The sequence below is a fragment of the Brevibacterium metallidurans genome (genome assembly GCF_037101285.1).
GTDB lineage: Bacteria > Actinomycetota > Actinomycetes > Actinomycetales > Brevibacteriaceae > Brevibacterium > Brevibacterium metallidurans.
This window is the reverse complement of record NZ_BAAAAF010000001.1, coordinates 384559-402020: the sequence shown is the minus strand read 5'-3', so window position 1 is coordinate 402020 and position 17462 is coordinate 384559. Positions and strand designations below refer to the sequence as shown.

General features: G+C 68.1%; 16 protein-coding genes. 12 read left to right on the top strand and 4 right to left on the bottom strand.

The window, feature by feature from the left end:
• Window positions 1–587 precede the first annotated feature (587 nt).
• The 7 genes from rpmB to AACX88_RS01695 all read left to right on the top strand — a co-directional run bounded on the left by rpmB (window position 588) and on the right by AACX88_RS01695 (window position 6511).
• Window positions 588–824: a 50S ribosomal protein L28 gene (gene rpmB, locus AACX88_RS01725; protein WP_339391367.1), complete on the top strand. Its 237-nt coding sequence runs from the start codon at window positions 588–590 to the stop codon at window positions 822–824.
• Entirely contained in the window at window positions 824–991 is a 168-nt protein-coding gene (gene rpmG / locus AACX88_RS01720; RefSeq protein WP_009376595.1) for a 50S ribosomal protein L33, read from the top strand. Before rpmB ends, rpmG begins: the two co-directional genes overlap by 1 nt.
• Before the next feature lie 6 nt (window positions 992–997).
• On the top strand, window positions 998–1303 hold the full coding sequence (gene rpsN / locus AACX88_RS01715; protein ID WP_009376593.1) for a 30S ribosomal protein S14: 306 nt from the start codon (window positions 998–1000) through the stop codon (window positions 1301–1303).
• Window positions 1304–1371: 68 nt separating this feature from the next.
• Window positions 1372–1659, top strand: a complete 288-nt coding sequence (locus tag AACX88_RS01710; RefSeq protein ID WP_009376591.1) for an HU family DNA-binding protein — start codon at window positions 1372–1374, stop codon at window positions 1657–1659.
• Between the two features lie 153 nt (window positions 1660–1812).
• A complete protein-coding gene (locus AACX88_RS01705) occupies window positions 1813–3879 on the top strand; it encodes a bifunctional copper resistance protein CopD/cytochrome c oxidase assembly protein (protein ID WP_339391366.1) in 2067 nt (688 codons plus the stop codon).
• Window positions 3880–4273: 394 nt separating this feature from the next.
• Window positions 4274–5629 (top strand): MFS transporter, encoded by a 1356-nt coding sequence (locus AACX88_RS01700; RefSeq protein WP_339391365.1) that lies wholly within the window; start codon window positions 4274–4276, stop codon window positions 5627–5629.
• Between the two features lie 135 nt (window positions 5630–5764).
• The gene (locus AACX88_RS01695; RefSeq protein WP_339391364.1) at window positions 5765–6511 is read left to right on the top strand and encodes a 3-hydroxybutyrate dehydrogenase; all 747 of its coding nucleotides are present in this window, start codon (window positions 5765–5767) and stop codon (window positions 6509–6511) included.
• 155 nt (window positions 6512–6666) lie between these two features.
• Here AACX88_RS01695 and AACX88_RS01690 read toward each other — a convergent pair whose 3' ends face one another.
• Window positions 6667–7542, bottom strand: coding sequence for a LysR family transcriptional regulator (locus tag AACX88_RS01690; protein ID WP_339391363.1), 876 nt, complete (start codon window positions 7540–7542; stop codon window positions 6667–6669).
• Window positions 7543–7674: 132 nt separating this feature from the next.
• Here AACX88_RS01690 and mmsB point away from each other — a divergent pair, with 132 nt between their 5' ends.
• The 3 genes from mmsB to AACX88_RS01675 all read left to right on the top strand — a co-directional run bounded on the left by mmsB (window position 7675) and on the right by AACX88_RS01675 (window position 11607).
• On the top strand, window positions 7675–8586 hold the full coding sequence (mmsB, locus tag AACX88_RS01685; RefSeq protein WP_339391362.1) for a 3-hydroxyisobutyrate dehydrogenase: 912 nt from the start codon (window positions 7675–7677) through the stop codon (window positions 8584–8586).
• Between the two features lie 166 nt (window positions 8587–8752).
• Complete coding sequence (locus AACX88_RS01680; RefSeq protein ID WP_339391361.1) at window positions 8753–9484, top strand: YggS family pyridoxal phosphate-dependent enzyme; 732 nt, start codon at window positions 8753–8755, stop codon at window positions 9482–9484.
• Between the two features lie 143 nt (window positions 9485–9627).
• Window positions 9628–11607, top strand: coding sequence for an NHL domain-containing thioredoxin family protein (locus tag AACX88_RS01675; protein ID WP_339391360.1), 1980 nt, complete (start codon window positions 9628–9630; stop codon window positions 11605–11607).
• A gap of 30 nt (window positions 11608–11637) precedes the next feature.
• On the opposite strand, the gene AACX88_RS01670 is transcribed toward AACX88_RS01675, so the two are convergent.
• From AACX88_RS01670 to AACX88_RS01660, 3 genes are all read right to left on the bottom strand, one after another.
• Window positions 11638–12597: a hypothetical protein gene (locus AACX88_RS01670; RefSeq protein WP_339391359.1), complete on the bottom strand. Its 960-nt coding sequence runs from the start codon at window positions 12595–12597 to the stop codon at window positions 11638–11640.
• A 259-nt stretch (window positions 12598–12856) separates the two neighbouring features.
• A complete protein-coding gene (locus AACX88_RS01665) occupies window positions 12857–13951 on the bottom strand; it encodes an ABC transporter (RefSeq protein WP_339391358.1) in 1095 nt (364 codons plus the stop codon).
• Between the two features lie 7 nt (window positions 13952–13958).
• Window positions 13959–15254 (bottom strand): LPXTG cell wall anchor domain-containing protein, encoded by a 1296-nt coding sequence (locus AACX88_RS01660; RefSeq protein ID WP_339391357.1) that lies wholly within the window; start codon window positions 15252–15254, stop codon window positions 13959–13961.
• A gap of 395 nt (window positions 15255–15649) precedes the next feature.
• Here AACX88_RS01660 and dcd point away from each other — a divergent pair, with 395 nt between their 5' ends.
• Window positions 15650–16228, top strand: a complete 579-nt coding sequence (dcd, locus tag AACX88_RS01655; RefSeq protein WP_339391356.1) for a dCTP deaminase — start codon at window positions 15650–15652, stop codon at window positions 16226–16228.
• Window positions 16225–17295 (top strand): hypothetical protein, encoded by a 1071-nt coding sequence (locus AACX88_RS01650; RefSeq protein WP_339391355.1) that lies wholly within the window; start codon window positions 16225–16227, stop codon window positions 17293–17295. Before dcd ends, AACX88_RS01650 begins: the two co-directional genes overlap by 4 nt.
• Window positions 17296–17462 lie beyond the last annotated feature (167 nt).

Genomic DNA, 17462 nt, shown 5'->3' with positions numbered 1-17462 from the left:
GTGATCGCCGGGGCGGCCCTTCCCTGAGTACGCCGCCGTCGACCCAGCGGGCTCGGCAGCAGCGGTCGGCCGATCCGCAGGGATCCCGCGCGATCCGCGCCGATCCGGGCGACACGCCTACCGGCAGGTAGTTGAAAGGCGGATCTCCCGCCGAGGCGGACCTGGTGCGGCCGTCTCCCCACCTGGGCCGGGGGCCGCGGAGGGTGTGAATTTGCCCAGAAGGCCCGACTCTCTCTAGACTGGATGTCTGTTGTGTCGTGACAGATCGGTCCTCGATCGATCGGCCGCGACCGACATGGTGCTCACCCACCGCTGCACTCCAGCTTCGGCCATCTCTCACAGGCTACGGCTTCAGCGCTGGTGAGACATCTCGCCCGAACGGGCATACCTGTTTCGGCGTACACAATTTCCATTGCGAACGCCGCGTGCACGGGTGCACAGCCGTCTCCGACCGGACCGCAGTCTGCGACCGAGAAGGCGCCTGCCCTGCACAGCAGCATCGCATGAATTTGTTGATGTCTTCCGACATCGGCGCAAGCGAACGAGCTTGTTTCGAGAGTCGGTAACTTGTGAACTGGAGGAGAGTCATGGCAGCAACCTGCCAAGTCACCGGGGCCGTTCCCGGTTTCGGACACAATGTGTCCCACTCGAAGCGCCGCACCAAGCGCCGCTTCAACCCGAACATTCAGACGAAGCGCTACTACGTGCCGTCGCTGCGCCGCAACGTCACCCTCAATGTGTCCGCCAAGGGCATCAAGGTCATCGACGTCCGCGGGATCGACGCCGTCGTCACCGAACTCATTGCCAAGGGAGTGAAGCTCTGATGGCGAAGACCCAAGACGTTCGTCCGATCATCAAGCTCAAGTCGACTGCCGGCACCGGGTACACCTACGTGACCCGCAAGAACCGCCGCAACAACCCGGACCGCATCGTGCTCAAGAAGTACGATCCCGTCATCCGCAAGCACGTCGATTTCCGAGAGGAGCGCTGAGCCCACATGGCTAAGAAGTCCAAGATCGCCCGCGACAAGCAGCGTCGCGTCATTGTCGAACGCTACGCCGAGCGCCGTGCGGCCCTCAAGCGTCAGCTCACCCACCCCGACAGCACGGACGAGCAGCGTGAAGAAGCACGCCTCGGCCTGCAGAAGCTTCCCCGCGATGCCTCGCCTGTGCGCGTGCGCAATCGTGACCAGGTCGACGGTCGCCCCCGCGGCTACCTGCGCAAGTTCGGACTCTCGCGTGTCCGCTTCCGCGAAATGGCGCATGACGGCGAGTTGCCCGGCATCACCAAGTCGAGCTGGTAATCTCTAGGGAGTTCGTTATCGGAAAACGGACCGGTAACTGACCGACTTGTCCTAAGGAGGACACTTTTATGGCTAAGAACCGCAGTGAGCTCGTTGCAGAAGTTGCCGAGAAGTCCGGCCTGACCCAGAAGCAGGTCTCGGATGTTCTCGACGGTGTCTTCGACGTCTTCTCCGATGTCGTCGGCAAGGGCGAGAAGCTCACCATCCCCGGCTGGCTCTCCGTCGAGCGCACCGAGCGTGCCGCTCGCAAGGGTCGCAACCCGCAGACCGGTGAAGAGATCGAGATCAAGGCCGGCTACTCCGTGAAGCTGTCCGCTGGTTCGAAGCTCAAGGCTGCCGCTGGCACCCCGAAGTGACCTTCGCGCTCAAGCGCGAGATGACCCGGACCGAATGGTCCGGGTCATCTGCTTTTCCGGGGTAATCTGCACCACCTCGGCGGGCACGAGTTCGCGCCCGGCGACCCCGGGACGATATTCTGAACCCATGCATGAATCGGCAGGCGGACATCTGTGACCTCTCACGACAACGAGCCGATCATCCGATTCACCGCTCGCGCAGCCATCCCGATCCTCGCCCTCCTCGGCTTCGGCGCCGGACTCGTCGCGATGCTCTACACGGGAGCCGCGGAACCGACGGTCATCAATGACCCCGGCGCGATCGTCCGCTTCGGACTGCCCGCCGCGAAGATGGTGTTCAACCTCGCGATGAGCCTCACCATCGGCGCTCTCCTCTTCGCCCTCCTCATCCTTCCTCGCACGCAGGGACGCGTGCGCACGAAGAAGGGCCAGAAGGCCCCGAAGGACGACGAGACGCCCTTCGACGCCCTGTGGGAGAAGTCGCTCAAGATCGCCGAGGCCGCCTCGGTGGCGTGGACCGTCTCGGCCGTGGCCGTGCTCCTCTTCACCTTCGTCTCCACGGTCGGCGCGCAGGCCTACCTCAACTTCTCCAACCAGCTCGGCGTCTTCCTCACCCAGATCGCCTTCGGCCAGTACTGGGCACTCATCGTCGTCCTCATCGCCGTCGCCTCGACCCTGTGCTTCGGGTCCCGCTCCTATCTCGGACTCGCCTTCGCCGCCCTGCTCTCGATCGGCGTGATGATCCCGCTCGCCCTCATGGGCCACTCCGCCTCGGCGACCGGTCACACGCAGGCCGTCAACAGCATCGGCCTCCACCTCTTCGGTGTCTGCCTGTGGCTCGGCGGGCTCACGGTCATCGCGCTGCTCGGTGCGAAGCTCGCGAAGTCCCCGGAGCTGTCGACGTTCATCTCCCGCTACTCCGCGATCGCCCTCTTCTCCTTCGTCGTCGTCGCCTACTCCGGTGTCGTCAACTCGATGCTGCGGGTGGAGAACCTCGACGACCTCATGACCCCCTACGGGCAGGTCATCATCGCGAAGTCGTTCGCGACGATCCTGCTCGGACTCATCGGCTTCTGGCATCGTCGGTTCGTCATCGCCCGCCTCGGTCGGGCCGCCTCGGCGACGGTCGAGTTCTGGCGCCTCATCCTCGTCGAATTCGTCATCTTCGGCGCGACCATGGGCCTGGCCGTGGCTCTGTCGCGCTCGCAGCCGCCCGTGTCCCAGGAACCCGTGGGCAATCCGACGCCCTCGGAGATCCTCACCGGCGAGCAGCTGCCGCCACCGCCGAACTTCTCCCGCTTCTTCTCCGAATGGTCCGTCGACCCCCTCTGGGTCGTCGTCTCCGTGGGCCTGACGATCGCCTACGTCGCAGGCTTCATCCACCTGCGCCGCCGCGGCGACACGTGGTCGGTCTTCCGCCTCGTCAGCTGGATCATCGGCATGATCGGGCTCCTCTACGTCACCTCCGGCGGCGTGCAGGTCTACGGCGAGGTCTCGTTCTCCGCGCACATGATCCAGCACATGATGCTCGTCATGGTCGTGCCGATCCCCATGGTCCTCGGCGCCCCCATCACCCTGCTCATGCGCGCGACCACGGCCCGCACCGACGGCTCCCGGGGCATCCGCGAATGGGTGCTGTGGCTCGTCCACACCCCGTACATGCGGTTCCTCGCCAACCCGATCGTCGCGAGCGTCAACTTCGCCGGTTCCCTCGTCGTCTTCTACTACGCGGGCCTGATGAAGTACGCCCTCGAATGGCACATCGGGCACGAGCTCATGCTCGTCCACTTCCTCGGCGCCGGCTACCTCTTCGCCCAGGCCCTCATCGGCATCGACCCCGGCGTCAAACGGTTCCCGTACCCGCTGCGCCTGCTCATGCTGCTCATCACGATGGCCTTCCACGCGTTCTTCGGCATCTCGCTGCTCAGCTCCGAGGTCCTCATCGAGGGCGACTGGTTCGGCAATATGGGCACCGACTGGGGCTACACGGCGATCGAGGACCAGCAGCGCGGTGGTGCGATCGCGTGGGGCATCGGCGAGATCCCGACCCTCTTCCTCGCGATCATGGTCGCCTTCCAGTGGTCGAAGTCCTCGGATCGTGAGGCCAAGCGCGTCGACCGTCGTGAGGCCCGCACCGGGGATGCCGAGCTGCGCGCGTACAACGACATGCTCTCGCAGATGGCCGAACGCGACGCCAACGCCGGCCCCCGCCGAGGCTGACGCCGGGATCCAGCCGCACCGCGGTCGACTCAAGCCCGCCACCGTCGGCCCCCGCCGAGGCTGAACTCCGGTCCCAGCGGCAGCGACCTGCCCGCGTCGGGGACACCGGATCCGGGCGACCGCCTCGGCGACCCTCTCATCACGCACACACGATGTGCGCGAATGTGCACGCCGAATTCCCGAATTCTCACCCTCATCCATCCCAATCTCCGATGTGATGGCGCACACTGTTTCTTGAGCATCATTCACCTAAGCGGTGGATGTCGGCGCGACCAGCCGCGGCAGAGACCTCATCGTCGAGGTCGCCGCCGCTGCCGGATCGCCGCCTTTGCCGCCACAGCAGAACGGTCTGCCCGCTCAATGGGGACGCGGATCGTGGAAACCAAGGAGAGTCATGAGTGCACAGAGCAATGCGGAGAGGAAGTCGATCCGAGCGCAGCTGCGCAAGGTCGTCGCCGCCTCGATGGCGGGCACCGTCGTCGAATGGTACGAGTTCTTCCTCTACGGGTCGGCGGCGACCCTGGTGTTCAACTTCATCCTGTTCCCGCCGTCGGACAACCCGCTGACGCCGATCCTGCTCGGCTTCGCCACCTACGCCGTCGGCTTCATCGCCCGCCCCATCGGCGGCATCGTCTTCGGCCACTACGGTGACAAGTTCGGGCGCAAGAAGCTCCTTCAGCTCTCGATCATCCTCGTCGGCGCGGCGACCTTCCTCATGGGCTGCCTGCCGACCTTCGACCAGATCGGCTACCTCGCCCCGATCCTCCTCGTCCTCCTGCGCATCGTCCAGGGCTTCGCGGTCGGCGGCGAATGGGGCGGCGCGGTCCTGCTGGTCGCCGAGCACTCACCGGACAAGGAACGCGGCTTCTGGTCCTCGTGGCCGCAGTCGGGTGTGCCGCTGGGCAACCTGCTCGCCACCGGTGTCCTCTTCGTCCTCACCTCGACCCTGTCCGAAGAGGCCTTCCTCTCGTGGGGCTGGAGGGTCGCGTTCTGGCTCTCGGCGGTCATCGTCCTCATCGGCTACTACATCCGCACCCGCGTCTCCGATGCCCCGATCTTCGAGAAGATCCAGGCCGAGGAGATCGAAGAGGGCGTCGACTACGGCGTCAAGGCCGTGTTCAAGCGCTACCCGCGCGAGGTCTTCACCGCCATGGGCCTGCGGCTCGTGGAGAACATCCACTACTACCTCGTGGTGACGTTCTCGATCACCTACCTCGCGGTCGCCGTCGGCATCGAGGCCAGCGAGATCCTCGGCCTCCTGCTCGGGGCGCATGCGATCCACGCCCTGCTCGTGCCGATGATCGGCGCCCTCGGCGACCGGATCGGACGGAAGCCGCCGTACGCGATCGGCATCATCCTCACCGCCTCCTGGGGCTTCTTCGCCTTCCCGATGTACGACACCGGCAAACCCGGGCTCATCTTCCTCGCCCTGCTGCTCGGCCTCGTCTTCCACGGGTTCATGTACGCCGGCCAGCCGGCGATCATGGCCGAGATGTTCCCGACCCGCATGCGCAACTCGGGCGTCTCGACCGGCTACCAGGTCACCGCGATCGTCGCCGGCTCCTTCGCCCCGATCATCGCCACCGCCCTGCTCGACCAGTTCGGCTCCTCGGTGCCGATCGCGATCTACCTCGCCGTGGCCGCGCTCATCTCCCTCGTCGCGCTCATCTACACCCGCGAGACGAAGGGCATCGACCTCCACTCGCTCGACGCGAAGGACAAGGAGCGCCGCCTGGCCGGCAAGCGCTGAGATTCCTCGAACCGCTGCCTCGCCGAGGTGGGGCGGCGGTCCGCGTGCCACCTCGCCGAGGCGGGGCGGAGTCGGTCGCGACTGCCGCACCTCGGCGGGGAGCAGCACACCACACTCACACAAGGAGGACGGACCATGGTCGATCTCTCAGGCAAGCGCGCGCTCGTCACCGGTGGGGCCTCAGGGCTCGGCAAGGCGATGTGCGAGACCTTCGCCGCGGCGGGGGCGAGCGTCACCGTCGCCGACGTCGATGCGCAGGCGGCCGACGCCGTCGCGACGGCCGTCGGCGGTGAGGCGTGGGCCGTCAACCTCGCCGACACCTCGGCGCTCGACGGGATCGACCTCGACGTCGACATCCTCGTCAACAATGCCGGCATCCAGCGGATCTACCCGATCCCGGAGTTCCCGCTCGCCGACTGGCGGCTCATCATGACCCTCATGCTCGAGGCGCCGTTCGTGCTCACGAAGGCCGCGCTGCCGGGCATGTACGCGAAGGGCTGGGGGAGGATCATCAACCTCTCCTCGGTGCACGGTCTGCGCGCTTCCCCGAACAAATCGGCGTACGTCGCGGCCAAGCACGGGCTCATGGGGCTGACGAAGACGACGGCGCTCGAGGCGGGACCGTACGGGGTGACGTGCAATGCGATCAACCCCGGCTACGTGCTCACGCCCCTGGTCAAGGGGCAGATCGCGGATCAGGCGCGGACGAACGGGATCAGCGAGGACGAGGTGCTCGAGAAGGTCTTCCTCGGCCACTCGGCGGTGCCGAAGCTCGCCGAACCCGAGGACATCGCCCAGCTCGCACTCTTCCTCGCCAGTGATGCCGCCGCCGTCGTCACGGGGGCCGCGCACAGCGTCGACGGAGGCTGGACCGCAGCCTGAGCCGCTCAACAATGCTCCGCACGAGCAACCCTCCGGGCGCAGCGCAACCCTCCGGGCGTCGCTGCCTCCAGTCGAGCAACCTTCCGGGCGCTCAGCAACTCTGCGCCGGGTTGCCCAGCGACCGGAAGGTGGCTGAGAGTGAGCGCCCGCGCGGCCTAGAGCACTTCGAGGACGCTGCGGACGCCCGCATTGCGCAGCGCCTCGTGACGGACGGCAGCCCAGTAGGAGACGCGCTTGGAGAAGAGGTCCGGCAGCACCTGGACGAGACTCGGGTCGTCACGGGCGAGGAAGTCGGGCAGGATGCCGATGCCCACCCCGTTCGCCGTGGCCCGGGCATGTGCGTGCACCGAGTTCGAACGGAAGAACCCCTTGCCTGTGGGGATCTCCGATGAGGCCTCGTCGAGGTCGTCGACCTGGAGTGAGTTCTCGATGTAGTAGACGATGCGGTGTTCGGCGAGGTCGTCGAGGGTGACCGGCACCGGATGCGTGCGCAGATAGTCCTGCGAGGCGTAGAGCTGGAGCCGGTAGTCGCGGATGCGCTTGGCGACGCTGCGCGGGGAGTCCGGACGGCCGACGACGACCTCGATGTCGACACCCGACCGGTACTGGCGGGCTCGCTGTGTGGCCGTGATGAGTTCGATCTGCAGACCCGGGTGGCTCTTCTGCAGGTCCGTGAGCGCCGGGACCGCGTATTCGAGGGCGAAGGCCTGCGGGCAGGCGATGCGGATCGTGCCCGAGAGCGCCGAGGTCTCCGGGGCGTCGATGCGCCCGAGCGCCGACTCGATGTCCTCGGCGATCGGCAGCAGCTGTCGACCGGCCGTGCTCAGCTCCCAGCCGTCGGGGGAGGCGACGAGGACCCGCTGACCGTAGGCCTTCTCCAGGGCGGCGATGCGCCGTGACACCGTCGTGTGGTTGAGTCCGAGACTGTGCGCGGCCGCCGTGAACTTCCCCAGGCGCGCGACGGCGAGCAGCGTGAGCAGATCCTCGGGTGAGATCTGCCTGCCGGAACCGAGCGGTGCATGTGCGGCCATAGTCTGCTCATTCTATCTGCGTGCATGCACACTGCGGGTGCGGAAGAGGTGCCCGACCCGGCGGATCCCCGAGTGCCCGGCTGGCGTAATGTGAAGGGGAACACACGAGAACTCGATGCGAGGAGGCATACGATGGCGACGATCGGATGGATCGGCCTGGGCAATATGGGACGGCCGATGACAGCGAACCTGGTCAAGGCCGGACACACCGTCAAGGGATTCGATGTGGTCCCCGAGGCCGTGACCGCGGCAGCGGAGGCAGGTGTGACCCCGGTGGGTTCGATCGCCGAGGCGGTCACCGACGTCGACATCGTCTTCACGATGCTGCCCAAGGGCGAACACGCCCGCACCGTCTACCTCGCCCCCGACGGGGTGCTCGCGAGCGCCGATCCCTCGACCCTCCTCGTCGACTCCTCGACGATCGACTTCGACTCGGCTCGCGCCCTGCACGAAGAGGCGAAGGCCGCCGGGTTCCGCTTCGTCGACGGACCCGTCTCCGGCGGAGTCACCGGCGCCCAGGCCGGGACCCTGACGTTCATGCTCGGCGGCTCCGATGCCGATGTCGCCGAGGCGAAGGCCTTCATCGAGCCGATGGCCGGCAACATCTTCCACGCCGGCGGTGACGCCGCAGGTCAGGCCGCGAAGATCGTCAACAACATGATGCTCGCGATCAGCCTCGAAGGCGTCGTCGAAGGCGCCGTGCTCGCGCAGCGCTTCGGCCTCGACCCGAAGGCGTTCTACGACATCGCGAAGGTCTCCTCCGGCGATTCGTGGCCGCTGCGCACGTGGTACCCGGTGCCGGGCGTCACGGAGACCGCGGCCTCGAACAACGACTTCCGGCCCGGATTCGCCACGGCGCTCATGCACAAGGACGTCGGACTCGCGCTCGCCGGAGCCGAATCGCAGGGCGTCGACCTGCCCGCGGCCTCGCTCGTCTACGCGCAGCTGCAGAAGCTCGTCGACGAAGGGCTCGAGGGACTCGACACGACCGCGATCATCCGGAACATCGACCCCGAGGCCGCAGGCCTGCCCAAGGACGCCTGAGTCCCCAGCCGGCAGGCCAGGCGCCGCAGCCGGCAGCCCTGAGGATTCTGCGCCCCTTCGCGGGTGATCTCGACGCCGAGATCACCCGCGAAGGGGCGCACAGTCGTCTCATGATGGGCGCAGACCGGCACGCAGGCGTCGACCGACCTCATGCGAGACTGGAGACATGAGTTCGCCCGACGTTCTGACACCTGAAGAAGCCGCCGACATCCGCTCCCGCCTCGACGAGGTGGCAGGCCGCACCGCTGCCGCCGCCGAGGCGAGCGGCCGGTCCGCGGACGAGGTGAGCATCCTGCTCGCGACGAAGACGCAACCGGCGGAGAAGATCCGCGTGGCCATCGAGCACGGCTTCGACCTCATCGGGGAGAACAAGGTCCAGGAGCTCGTCGCGAAGGCCGAGGACCTCGCCGACCTGCCCCACGAGGCGCACCTCATCGGCCCCCTGCAGAAGAACAAGGTCAACCACACGCTCCGGCATGCCCAGTGCATCCAGTCCGTCGACAACCTCGAGCTTGCCGAGAAGATCGCCAACCGCCTCGACGTCCTCGACTCCACGATCGACGTCTTCGTCCAGGTCAACACGTCCCGCGAGGACTCGAAGTCCGGGGTCGCCCCGGAGGACGCCGAGGCGCTCGTCGAGTCCGTGCGCCGTCTTGATCGCCTGCGCCTGCGGGGTCTGATGACGATCGGCCTGCCCGGCAGCACGCCCGAGGAGATCCGCCCGAGCTACGCCGACCTCCGCGAACTCAGCGCCCGCCTCCGCGAATCCGGGGTGCTTCCGGAGGAGGCCACCGAGCTGTCGATGGGCATGAGCAGCGACTTCGAACTCGCGATCGCCGAAGGCGCGACGATGGTGCGCATCGGCTCGAGCGTCTTCGGCGCCCGCGATTACACGTGAGCCTGGTGCCCGCGACTGCACATAGACCGGCGACGGCGATGCGGCACCCGCTCCGCTCCGCCTGCGACCTCACCCCGTGCCCACTGCGTCCCAGGATGACAGCCGCCCTGCCGCCTCGGCGGGGGATCTGAGACGATGGGGAGATGAACGTCAGCCCGCAGAGCTCCCCGGCCACCGCTGAGGACACCGCACCCACCGCCGAGGACCCCACGGCGAAGAACACCCCTGACACGCCTCGCACACGGGAACCCAAGGTGCGCGCCCCCGAACTCCTCGGGCGCCGGTGGATGAACTCCGGCGGCAAGGAACTCAGCCTCGCCGACCTGCGCGGCAAGGTCGTCCTGCTCGACTTCTGGACGTTCTGCTGCATCAACTGCCTCCACGTCCTCGACGAACTGCGCCCGCTCGAGGAGAAGTACTCCGGCGAGCTTGTCATCATCGGCGTCCACTCGCCGAAGTTCGAGTTCGAACGCACCGTCGAGGCCGTCGACCAGGCCGTCGAACGCTACCAGGTCGAACACCTCGTCCTCGACGACCCCGACCTCATCACGTGGCAGGCCTACACGGCCCGCGCATGGCCGACCCTGGCCGTCATCGACCCCGAAGGCTACCTCGTCGCCACCCTCTCCGGTGAGGGCCACGGTGCCGGTCTCGGGGAGATCATCGAAGGCCTCATCGCCGAACACTCCGCGAAGGGCACTCTCCATTCCGGCGACGGCCCCTACGTGCCCCCGCCGGCCCCGGAGACCGAACTCTTCTACCCCGGCAAGGTCACGGTCCTGCCCTCGGGCAACCTCCTCGTCGCCGACTCCGGCCACCACAGCCTCGTCGAATACGATCCCGACGCCCAGACCGTGCTCCGCCGCATCGGCACCGGGGAGCGGGGCCTCACCGACGGCGACTTCGACACCGCCGAGTTCAGCGAGCCCGGCGGCACCACCGTCCTGCCCGACGACCTCGCCGCCCAGGTCGGCTACCACCTCGTCGTCGCCGACACCGTCAACCACGTCCTCCGCGGGATCAACCTGACGACGGAGACGGTGACGACGATCGCCGGCACCGGTGAGCAGCACATGGTCGGGGCGATCGACAACGTCCGCGGCACGCACGGCGCGCTCGGCCGCTATGACGGCCCCGCCCTCGACGTCAAGCTCTCCTCCCCGTGGGACGTCCTCTTCGTCCCCTCCACCGCCGAGGTGGTCGTCGCGATGGCCGGCAACCACACCGTCTGGTCGTTCGACCCCGCCACCGGCAGCATCCGCCTGCTCTCGGGGACGATGAACGAGGGCCTCGTCGACGGCGACGCGCAGACCGCGTGGTTCGCGCAGTCCTCGGGCCTCGACCTCCGGCCCGACGGCACCGTCATCGTCGCCGATTCGGAGACCTCGGCGATCCGCCGCCTCGACCCGGCCACGGGTGAGGCGAGCACACTCGTCGGCGTCGGGCTCTTCGACTTCGGGTTCCGGGACGGTCCGGCCGCCGAGGCGAGGCTCCAGCACCCGCTGGGCGTGCGCACCCTGCCCGACGGGACGCTCGCGATCGCCGATACCTACAACGGGGCGATCCGCCGCTTCGACCCGGTGACGAACGAGGTCTCGACCCTGGCTCGCGGTCTGCGCGAGCCCTCCGACATCCTCGTCGTCGGGGACGAGGGCGACGCCGCACTCCTCGTCGTCGAATCCGCTGCGCACTCGCTCACCCGGGTGACGCTGCCCAAGGACGCCCAACGTGTCGACGAAGGCGCGCAGACCAGCCACCGTCCCTCGACCGAACTCGCCTCAGGGCCGGTGTCCATCAGCGTGAGCTTCACCGTTCCGGCAGGTCAGAAGCTCGACGACCGGTGGGGTGACCCGACCTACCTCCAGGTGTCGTCGACGCCGCCCGAGCTCATCGTCTCCGGGTCCGGCGGTGCCGAAGGGCTGAGTCGGGACATCGTCATCGACCCCGAGTTCACCTCTGGGGTCCTCCATGTCACGGCCCGCGCGGCCGCGTGCGATGGGGAGCCGGGCGGAGAGATCCCGCTCCATGCCGCGTGCCATCTCTACCAGCAGGACTGGGGGATCCCGCTCGACCTCACCGCGACAGGCGCGTCGGCCCTCGACCTCGACCTCCGCGGCGCGTGAGGGAACTCAGCACCCGGCCCGACGGCCTCGTCACATGATCGAGACTTCGCCGAGGCGGCGCGGCTCGACGCGCACCTTCGAGGCCTTGACGACAACCGACCCGCCGAGGACGAACGAGAGCGTCTCGTCGAGGTTCTGCTCGTCGGCGGTGACGATGTCGCGGTAGCGGCCCTTGATCCGCACCTCGGCGGTCGCCGGTGTGAGCTCGAGGTCGCCGCCGGAGGCCGTGAGGCTGATCTTCGGTTCGCGCACGATCGACCATTCGACGTCGCCGAGGATCTCGTTGTCCGTCTCGTAGCCGAACACGCAGCCGGAGGGCATGAGCGTCTTCGATTTCACGCAGTTCTTCAGATGTTCGTCGACCTGCTTCGCGACGGCCTCCTGCAGCTTCGCGGTGGGCTCCGGCGAAAGCGTGACGGTGGGGGAGTCGCCGGGACCGGTCACCTCGGCGCGCTCCGACTTCGACTTGAGGAACGACGCATCGAACCCGACGAGGTAGGTCGCGGGGAAGAGCACGGGGACCTCGCCGGCGGCCACGCTGTAGCCGTTGACGGTGGCGGTCGAGGACCCCGAGACGTCGAGGTCGAGGGTGGGCCACGCCTTCTGCTCGATCGCCCACCGGTCGAAGAGGCCGGCGGCGGCAGGGAGCCTCACGAGCGTGAGGTCGATGCTGCGGGTCTGCGAGGACAGCACGTAGGACAGCCGTACGGTTGCGCGGTCACCCTCGGTCGACAGCGTCTCGGCGGAGGCCTCGCGGGGCAGGTCCGGGGACGCGGAGAGCACGTCCTGGTTGAGTGCGAGCGTCGATCCCGGGGTGGGGGAGGAGAGGTAGGAGAAGGCGCGTTCGGCGTTGCCTGCCTCGATCGCGGACATGTACGCCTCGACCGTGCGCGCCGGTGTGTAGACCGTGACGTTGAGCAGGGGCACCGAGGCGACGGTGAGGACGATGACGACGAGAGCCGAGATGAGGAGTGCGCGGGGCGGTCGCATGGCCTCTCCTGTTCGGCTCGGGGATGACTCGGCCGGGTGTCAGGGCGGCCGGGTGCCGAAACGGCGCACGCCGATTCGGATGGGATGACGAATCCAGTTTAGTGGACAGCGGGCCTGTCGGACTCACGCGTGCGTGGTGAGGCGGTCACAGTGTCGCGGTGTGCCGATCACAGTGTCACGGCGACACGGTCGCAGGGTCCCGCCGAGGCAGTCGCAGTCGCGATGTGCCGGCCGCAGGCGCGCAGTCGCGGTGCGGCGGTCACTCGACCGAGTACGCCCGCAGCGCCGAGGTGTCGACGTCGACGAAGACGTGCGTGCCCACCTTGACGTTGCGTCGCAGCGCGGGCAGATCCTCACCGAGGCCGGGGTGGAGGATGCCGTAGCCCGTGCCGGCAGTCCCCGCCTCGCCCTCCGCGGCGCTTGCGTCGCCCCCGCTCGCGCCGAGATGCGCGAGATCGGCGAGGTCGACGTCGAGTGCGAGCCCCATCTCCGTGTCGACGGGGGAGAGCTTCGCCTGGATGGCTGATCCCCGGTCGCGCAGGCCGACGACGATCGCTTCGAAGACCGCCGCCGAGGTGAAGGCGGGGTCGTGTTCGTCGAGTGAGACCACGGCGCTGCGCCAGGGCAGGGTGACGAAGACCTTGCCGTCGAGTTCGGTGCGTGCGCGCACCGCGGAATGTCCGATCGACAGCCAGCCCTTGCGGGCGAGGCCGGACCAGATGTTGACCCCGGTGAGCTCGGCGGGCAGCGACCCGCGGGGCTCGGTGACGACGGAGGCGAGGGAACCGAAGGCGACGAGTTCGCCCTTCTCGACGTCGGCGACTCCCGCCTCGGCGATGATGAAGTCCGTCAGGGTCGTCGAACTGAGCACGATGCCGCGGTCCTCGGCGGCGGCGAGGTCGGCGAGACGGGCGCGCAGACCGGTGCGGATGTGACCGGGAACCCCGGCGAAGGGGTCGATGAACGTCAGCCACTCCGACCCGGTCGCCCAGGCCGCGGCGAGGACGAGCTTGGCCCGGGTCGCCGCATCGAGGTCGCCGATGCGCTCACGCAGCACGGTGGGCTCGAGACCGAATCTGCTCAGCGCCGCCGCTGATGCCGCCTCCCCGGGATCGGCATCGGCGGCGCGCAGGTACGCCCTCACCCATCTGCGCACACGCAGACGACCCGACCGGAAGCCGGTCGGGATCTGTGGGGGTGGAGCGATGTCGGATCGGGCTGCCGCGGACAGCACCACCTCAGTGGTGCTGTCCGCGCTGCCCATGAGTCCGAGAACCGTCCCAGCTCGAAGACGACCGAGGTCGATCGGGCGTCCGCCGAGGTGCAGCCCCGCCAGGGACAGTTCTCTGCTCAACGGATCGTCAGAACTCCGCGGGATCGTCGGCGGCCGCGTTGGCCCGACGACGGGTGATGACCACGGCTGCCGCGCCGACGACGAGGAGGCCCGCGCCGAGCGCGAGTCCGGTCATCTCGGCACCGGTGCGCGGCAGGTCTCCCGACGTCGCGCTGCCGCCGTTGTCTCCGCTGCCACTGCCGTTGCCGCTGCCCTCGCTGACGGAGGTGCCGTTGGTGACGACGGTGAAGCTGCCGCCCTGCGGCTTGTCGAAGCTCTCGGCCTGGACGCGGACGTTGTAGGTGCCGAGCACGGCCTTGACCTTGGCCTGGACGCCGAAGGTCGCCTTGCCTTCGGAGTCGGCGTCCTTGGTCATCGTGTAGCGGTCGACCTTGCCCTGCGCGTGCTCGACGACGATCGTGATCTTCTCGCCGGGCTGAGCGCCGGTGACGCCGAGCTTGACTCCCTTGTTGAGGAAGTCCTCGGAGCTGATCTCGGTCGGGTCGATGATGAGCGACTGCGCCGCTGCAGCGGGCTTCTTCTCATCCGTGCCAGGGCTGACGGGAGCGGTGGTCTCGCCGGTCTTCGTCTCCGTCGGGGTCTGCGTGGGCGTCTCAGACTCGGTCGGGGTCTCGGTCGCGGTCTCCGTCGGCTCCGGAGTCTCAGTCGGAGTCTCCTTGGGAGCGGTGGTCGGCTTCTGCGACTCGCTCGGGGAGGGCTTCGAGGTCTCGGTCGGCGTGGGCGCCGTGGTCGACGGTGCCGGTTCCTCGGTCTTCGTCTCCGTCGGGCTCGGCTTCGCGGTCTCGGTCGGCTTGGCCGTCTCCGTGGGCTTCGCGGTCTCCGAGGGGGTGGGCGCCGTGGTCGACGGGGCCGGCGCGGTCGGGCGCTCGCATGTGGAGCCCTTGCCCGAATCGTCCTTGTCCGCGTCCTTCGCGACGACCTCGAAGGTCACCTTCGAGGATTCCTTCTCCGTCTTGAGATCGGTGAGGAAGAGCGTGTAATCGCCCAGCGGCACCTCTGCGTCCTGAGTCGTCGAGAAGAAGTAGGTGCCGTTGACCTGGCCCTTCTCATCGACGGTGAGCTTCGTATCCGGGGTGTACTTCGTCCCGTCGGTGCCGACGACCGTCACGGTGGCCTTGTCATCGGGGGTGAACCCGGTGCCGGAGAAGCCGATGCCCTTCTTCTTGTCCGCGATGTCGTCCCGGCTGACCTGCGCCTCGGCCACGGTGGCCTGCGGGGTCTTCGCGTCGGGGACGGCGGAGTCATTTTGGGGGTCGGCTTTCGACTGCGCGTCGTCATAGGCGCAGAGCGGGCCATTGGGCACCGTAGGAGACGAAGTCGCAGCCAGCGCGGGCGCGCCGGCGAGACCGGTCAATGCAACGGCTACTGCGGGGGCAAGCACAAGACGCGAGGTCTTCACAGTAATGCCTTTCGGTTGATGTCAACCCACAAAAGGCGATGGAACTCCCGGCATTCCTTGGCTGAGAAGAGGAAGGCACCATCGTGCGCGGGTTCGTACAGCACACCACTCTAGAGCATTCACTCAGGCGCATGTGGAGACACACGGAGCAAATTCAAGGAAATATCGCACAAATGTTATCAATTCGTAACATAGTAACGGCGTGTCGTGCCGGATTCCGGCCCCGCCGAGGAGGCTGTCCGTGGGTATGACCGTACCGTGACTGCGCGGCGGGGGCCGATCCGACTACCATCGGGGGTGTGACTCTCCTTTCCGATCGCGACATCCGCGCCGAACTCGAATCCGGTCGCATCGCCCTCGACCCGTGCGACCTCTCGCTCATCCAGCCCGCGAGCGTCGACGTCTGCCTCGACCGCTACTTCCGGCTCTTCGACAACCACAAGTACGCGGTCATCGATCCGGCCCTCGAGCAGCCGGAGCTCACCCGCTTCGTCGAGGTCGATCCCGAGGAGCCCTTCGTCCTCCACCCCGGCGAGTTCGTCCTCGCCTCGACCCATGAGCTCGTCACCCTCCCCGACGACGTCGCCGCCCGGCTCGAGGGGAAGTCCTCGCTCGGGCGGCTGGGACTGCTCACGCATTCGACGGCCGGGTTCATCGACCCCGGGTTCACCGGTCACGTCACCCTCGAACTCTCGAACGTCGCGACCCTGCCGATCACCCTGTGGCCGGGGATGAAGATCGGCCAGCTCTGCTTCTTCCGGCTCAGCTCCGCCGCCGACCACCCCTACGGCTCGGAGGCCACGGGCAGCCGCTATCAGGGCCAGCGCGGTCCCACGGCGTCGCGGTCGCATGCGAACTTCTACCGGAGGGCCATGTGATCACCCGGCGCGAGCTGAGGAGGCAGCGGGAAGAGGCGGAACGCGCCGCCTCCTCCGCGAGCGCTCCCGGCGACGGCTCGGCAGCCGTTGCCGACGCCGCGCCGGCCAGCGCCGCGCGCGCCCCCGACGCCTTCGCCGATCTCCGCGCTCGCCATCTTCTCCTCCTCGATGAGGAGATCGAGGTCTCCGACGTCCTCGCCCTCGTCCACAACCGTCTGCCCGACGTCGCCCCGCGCCTGGGCGCAGACGACCAGGTCCGCCTCTCCCGGCACTCCCGACTCCTCGCCGGCGTCGACCTCGACCCCGCCGCCGTCGCGGCCCTCGAGATCCCCGACTGGACGCGTCACGCCGTCGTCCTCGAAACCCCCCGGGACCGGGAGCCCGCGCCGCCGCCGGACTGGTTCGAAGACGCCGACGGCCTCCACGAAGCGTTCCCGAAGGGCCTGCCCGACCGTGAGGAGGAGCGGGCGCTCAGCCTCCTCATCGCGATCGCCTCACGCCTGCACCTGGCCGTGCGCCTCGCCGACGAGGCCGGCATGGGCACGCGCGTGCTCGTGCCCGACCCCGAGGCGAAGGTCGACCTCTACCTCTACTCGCCGTACTGGCTCGAACCCGAGGTCGCCCTCTCCCTCGTCCGCCGCCATGCCCCGCACGCCTTCCAGCAGGAGCTGCCGACGCCGGACACCGCGGTGCTCGCCCAGGCCAGCCTCGACGATCCGCTCTTCGACGCCACCGCGCCGGTCATCCTCGACGGCTATTCCCTGCTCATCCCGCTCGGCGAACTCGACGAAGCCGCGGGGGGCATCGAGATCCGCGTGACCGAAGCCGAATGGGTGCCCCCGATCGTCCGCGCCGCCGCCGAGCTGCCGCAGATCGAATACCACGTGCACTGGATGGACACCGAGGAGGTTCGCTTCCGGCCCGGACACGACCGTCGCTTCCGGCGGATGCGCGCCGAGGTGGCCTCGCTCGTCGACGCCATCGGCGCCGAGCTGCTCGCCCGCAGCGACGGCATCGGCCTCGACGAGAACGGGTTCCTTGTCACCTCCGCGCAGCTGCGCTCCTGACCTCCGGGGCCCTCCCGCCTCGGCGAGGTGCGTGAGCGCACTCGCCCCGACGCCCGCTGACACGGGGATCGCGGCCCCGCTCATCCGGTACGCGGACGGCGATGACTCCTGGGTCCGTTGATTGGGAGAACCGCCGCGTTCCATGCGAAAATGCTGTTGAGCAGATT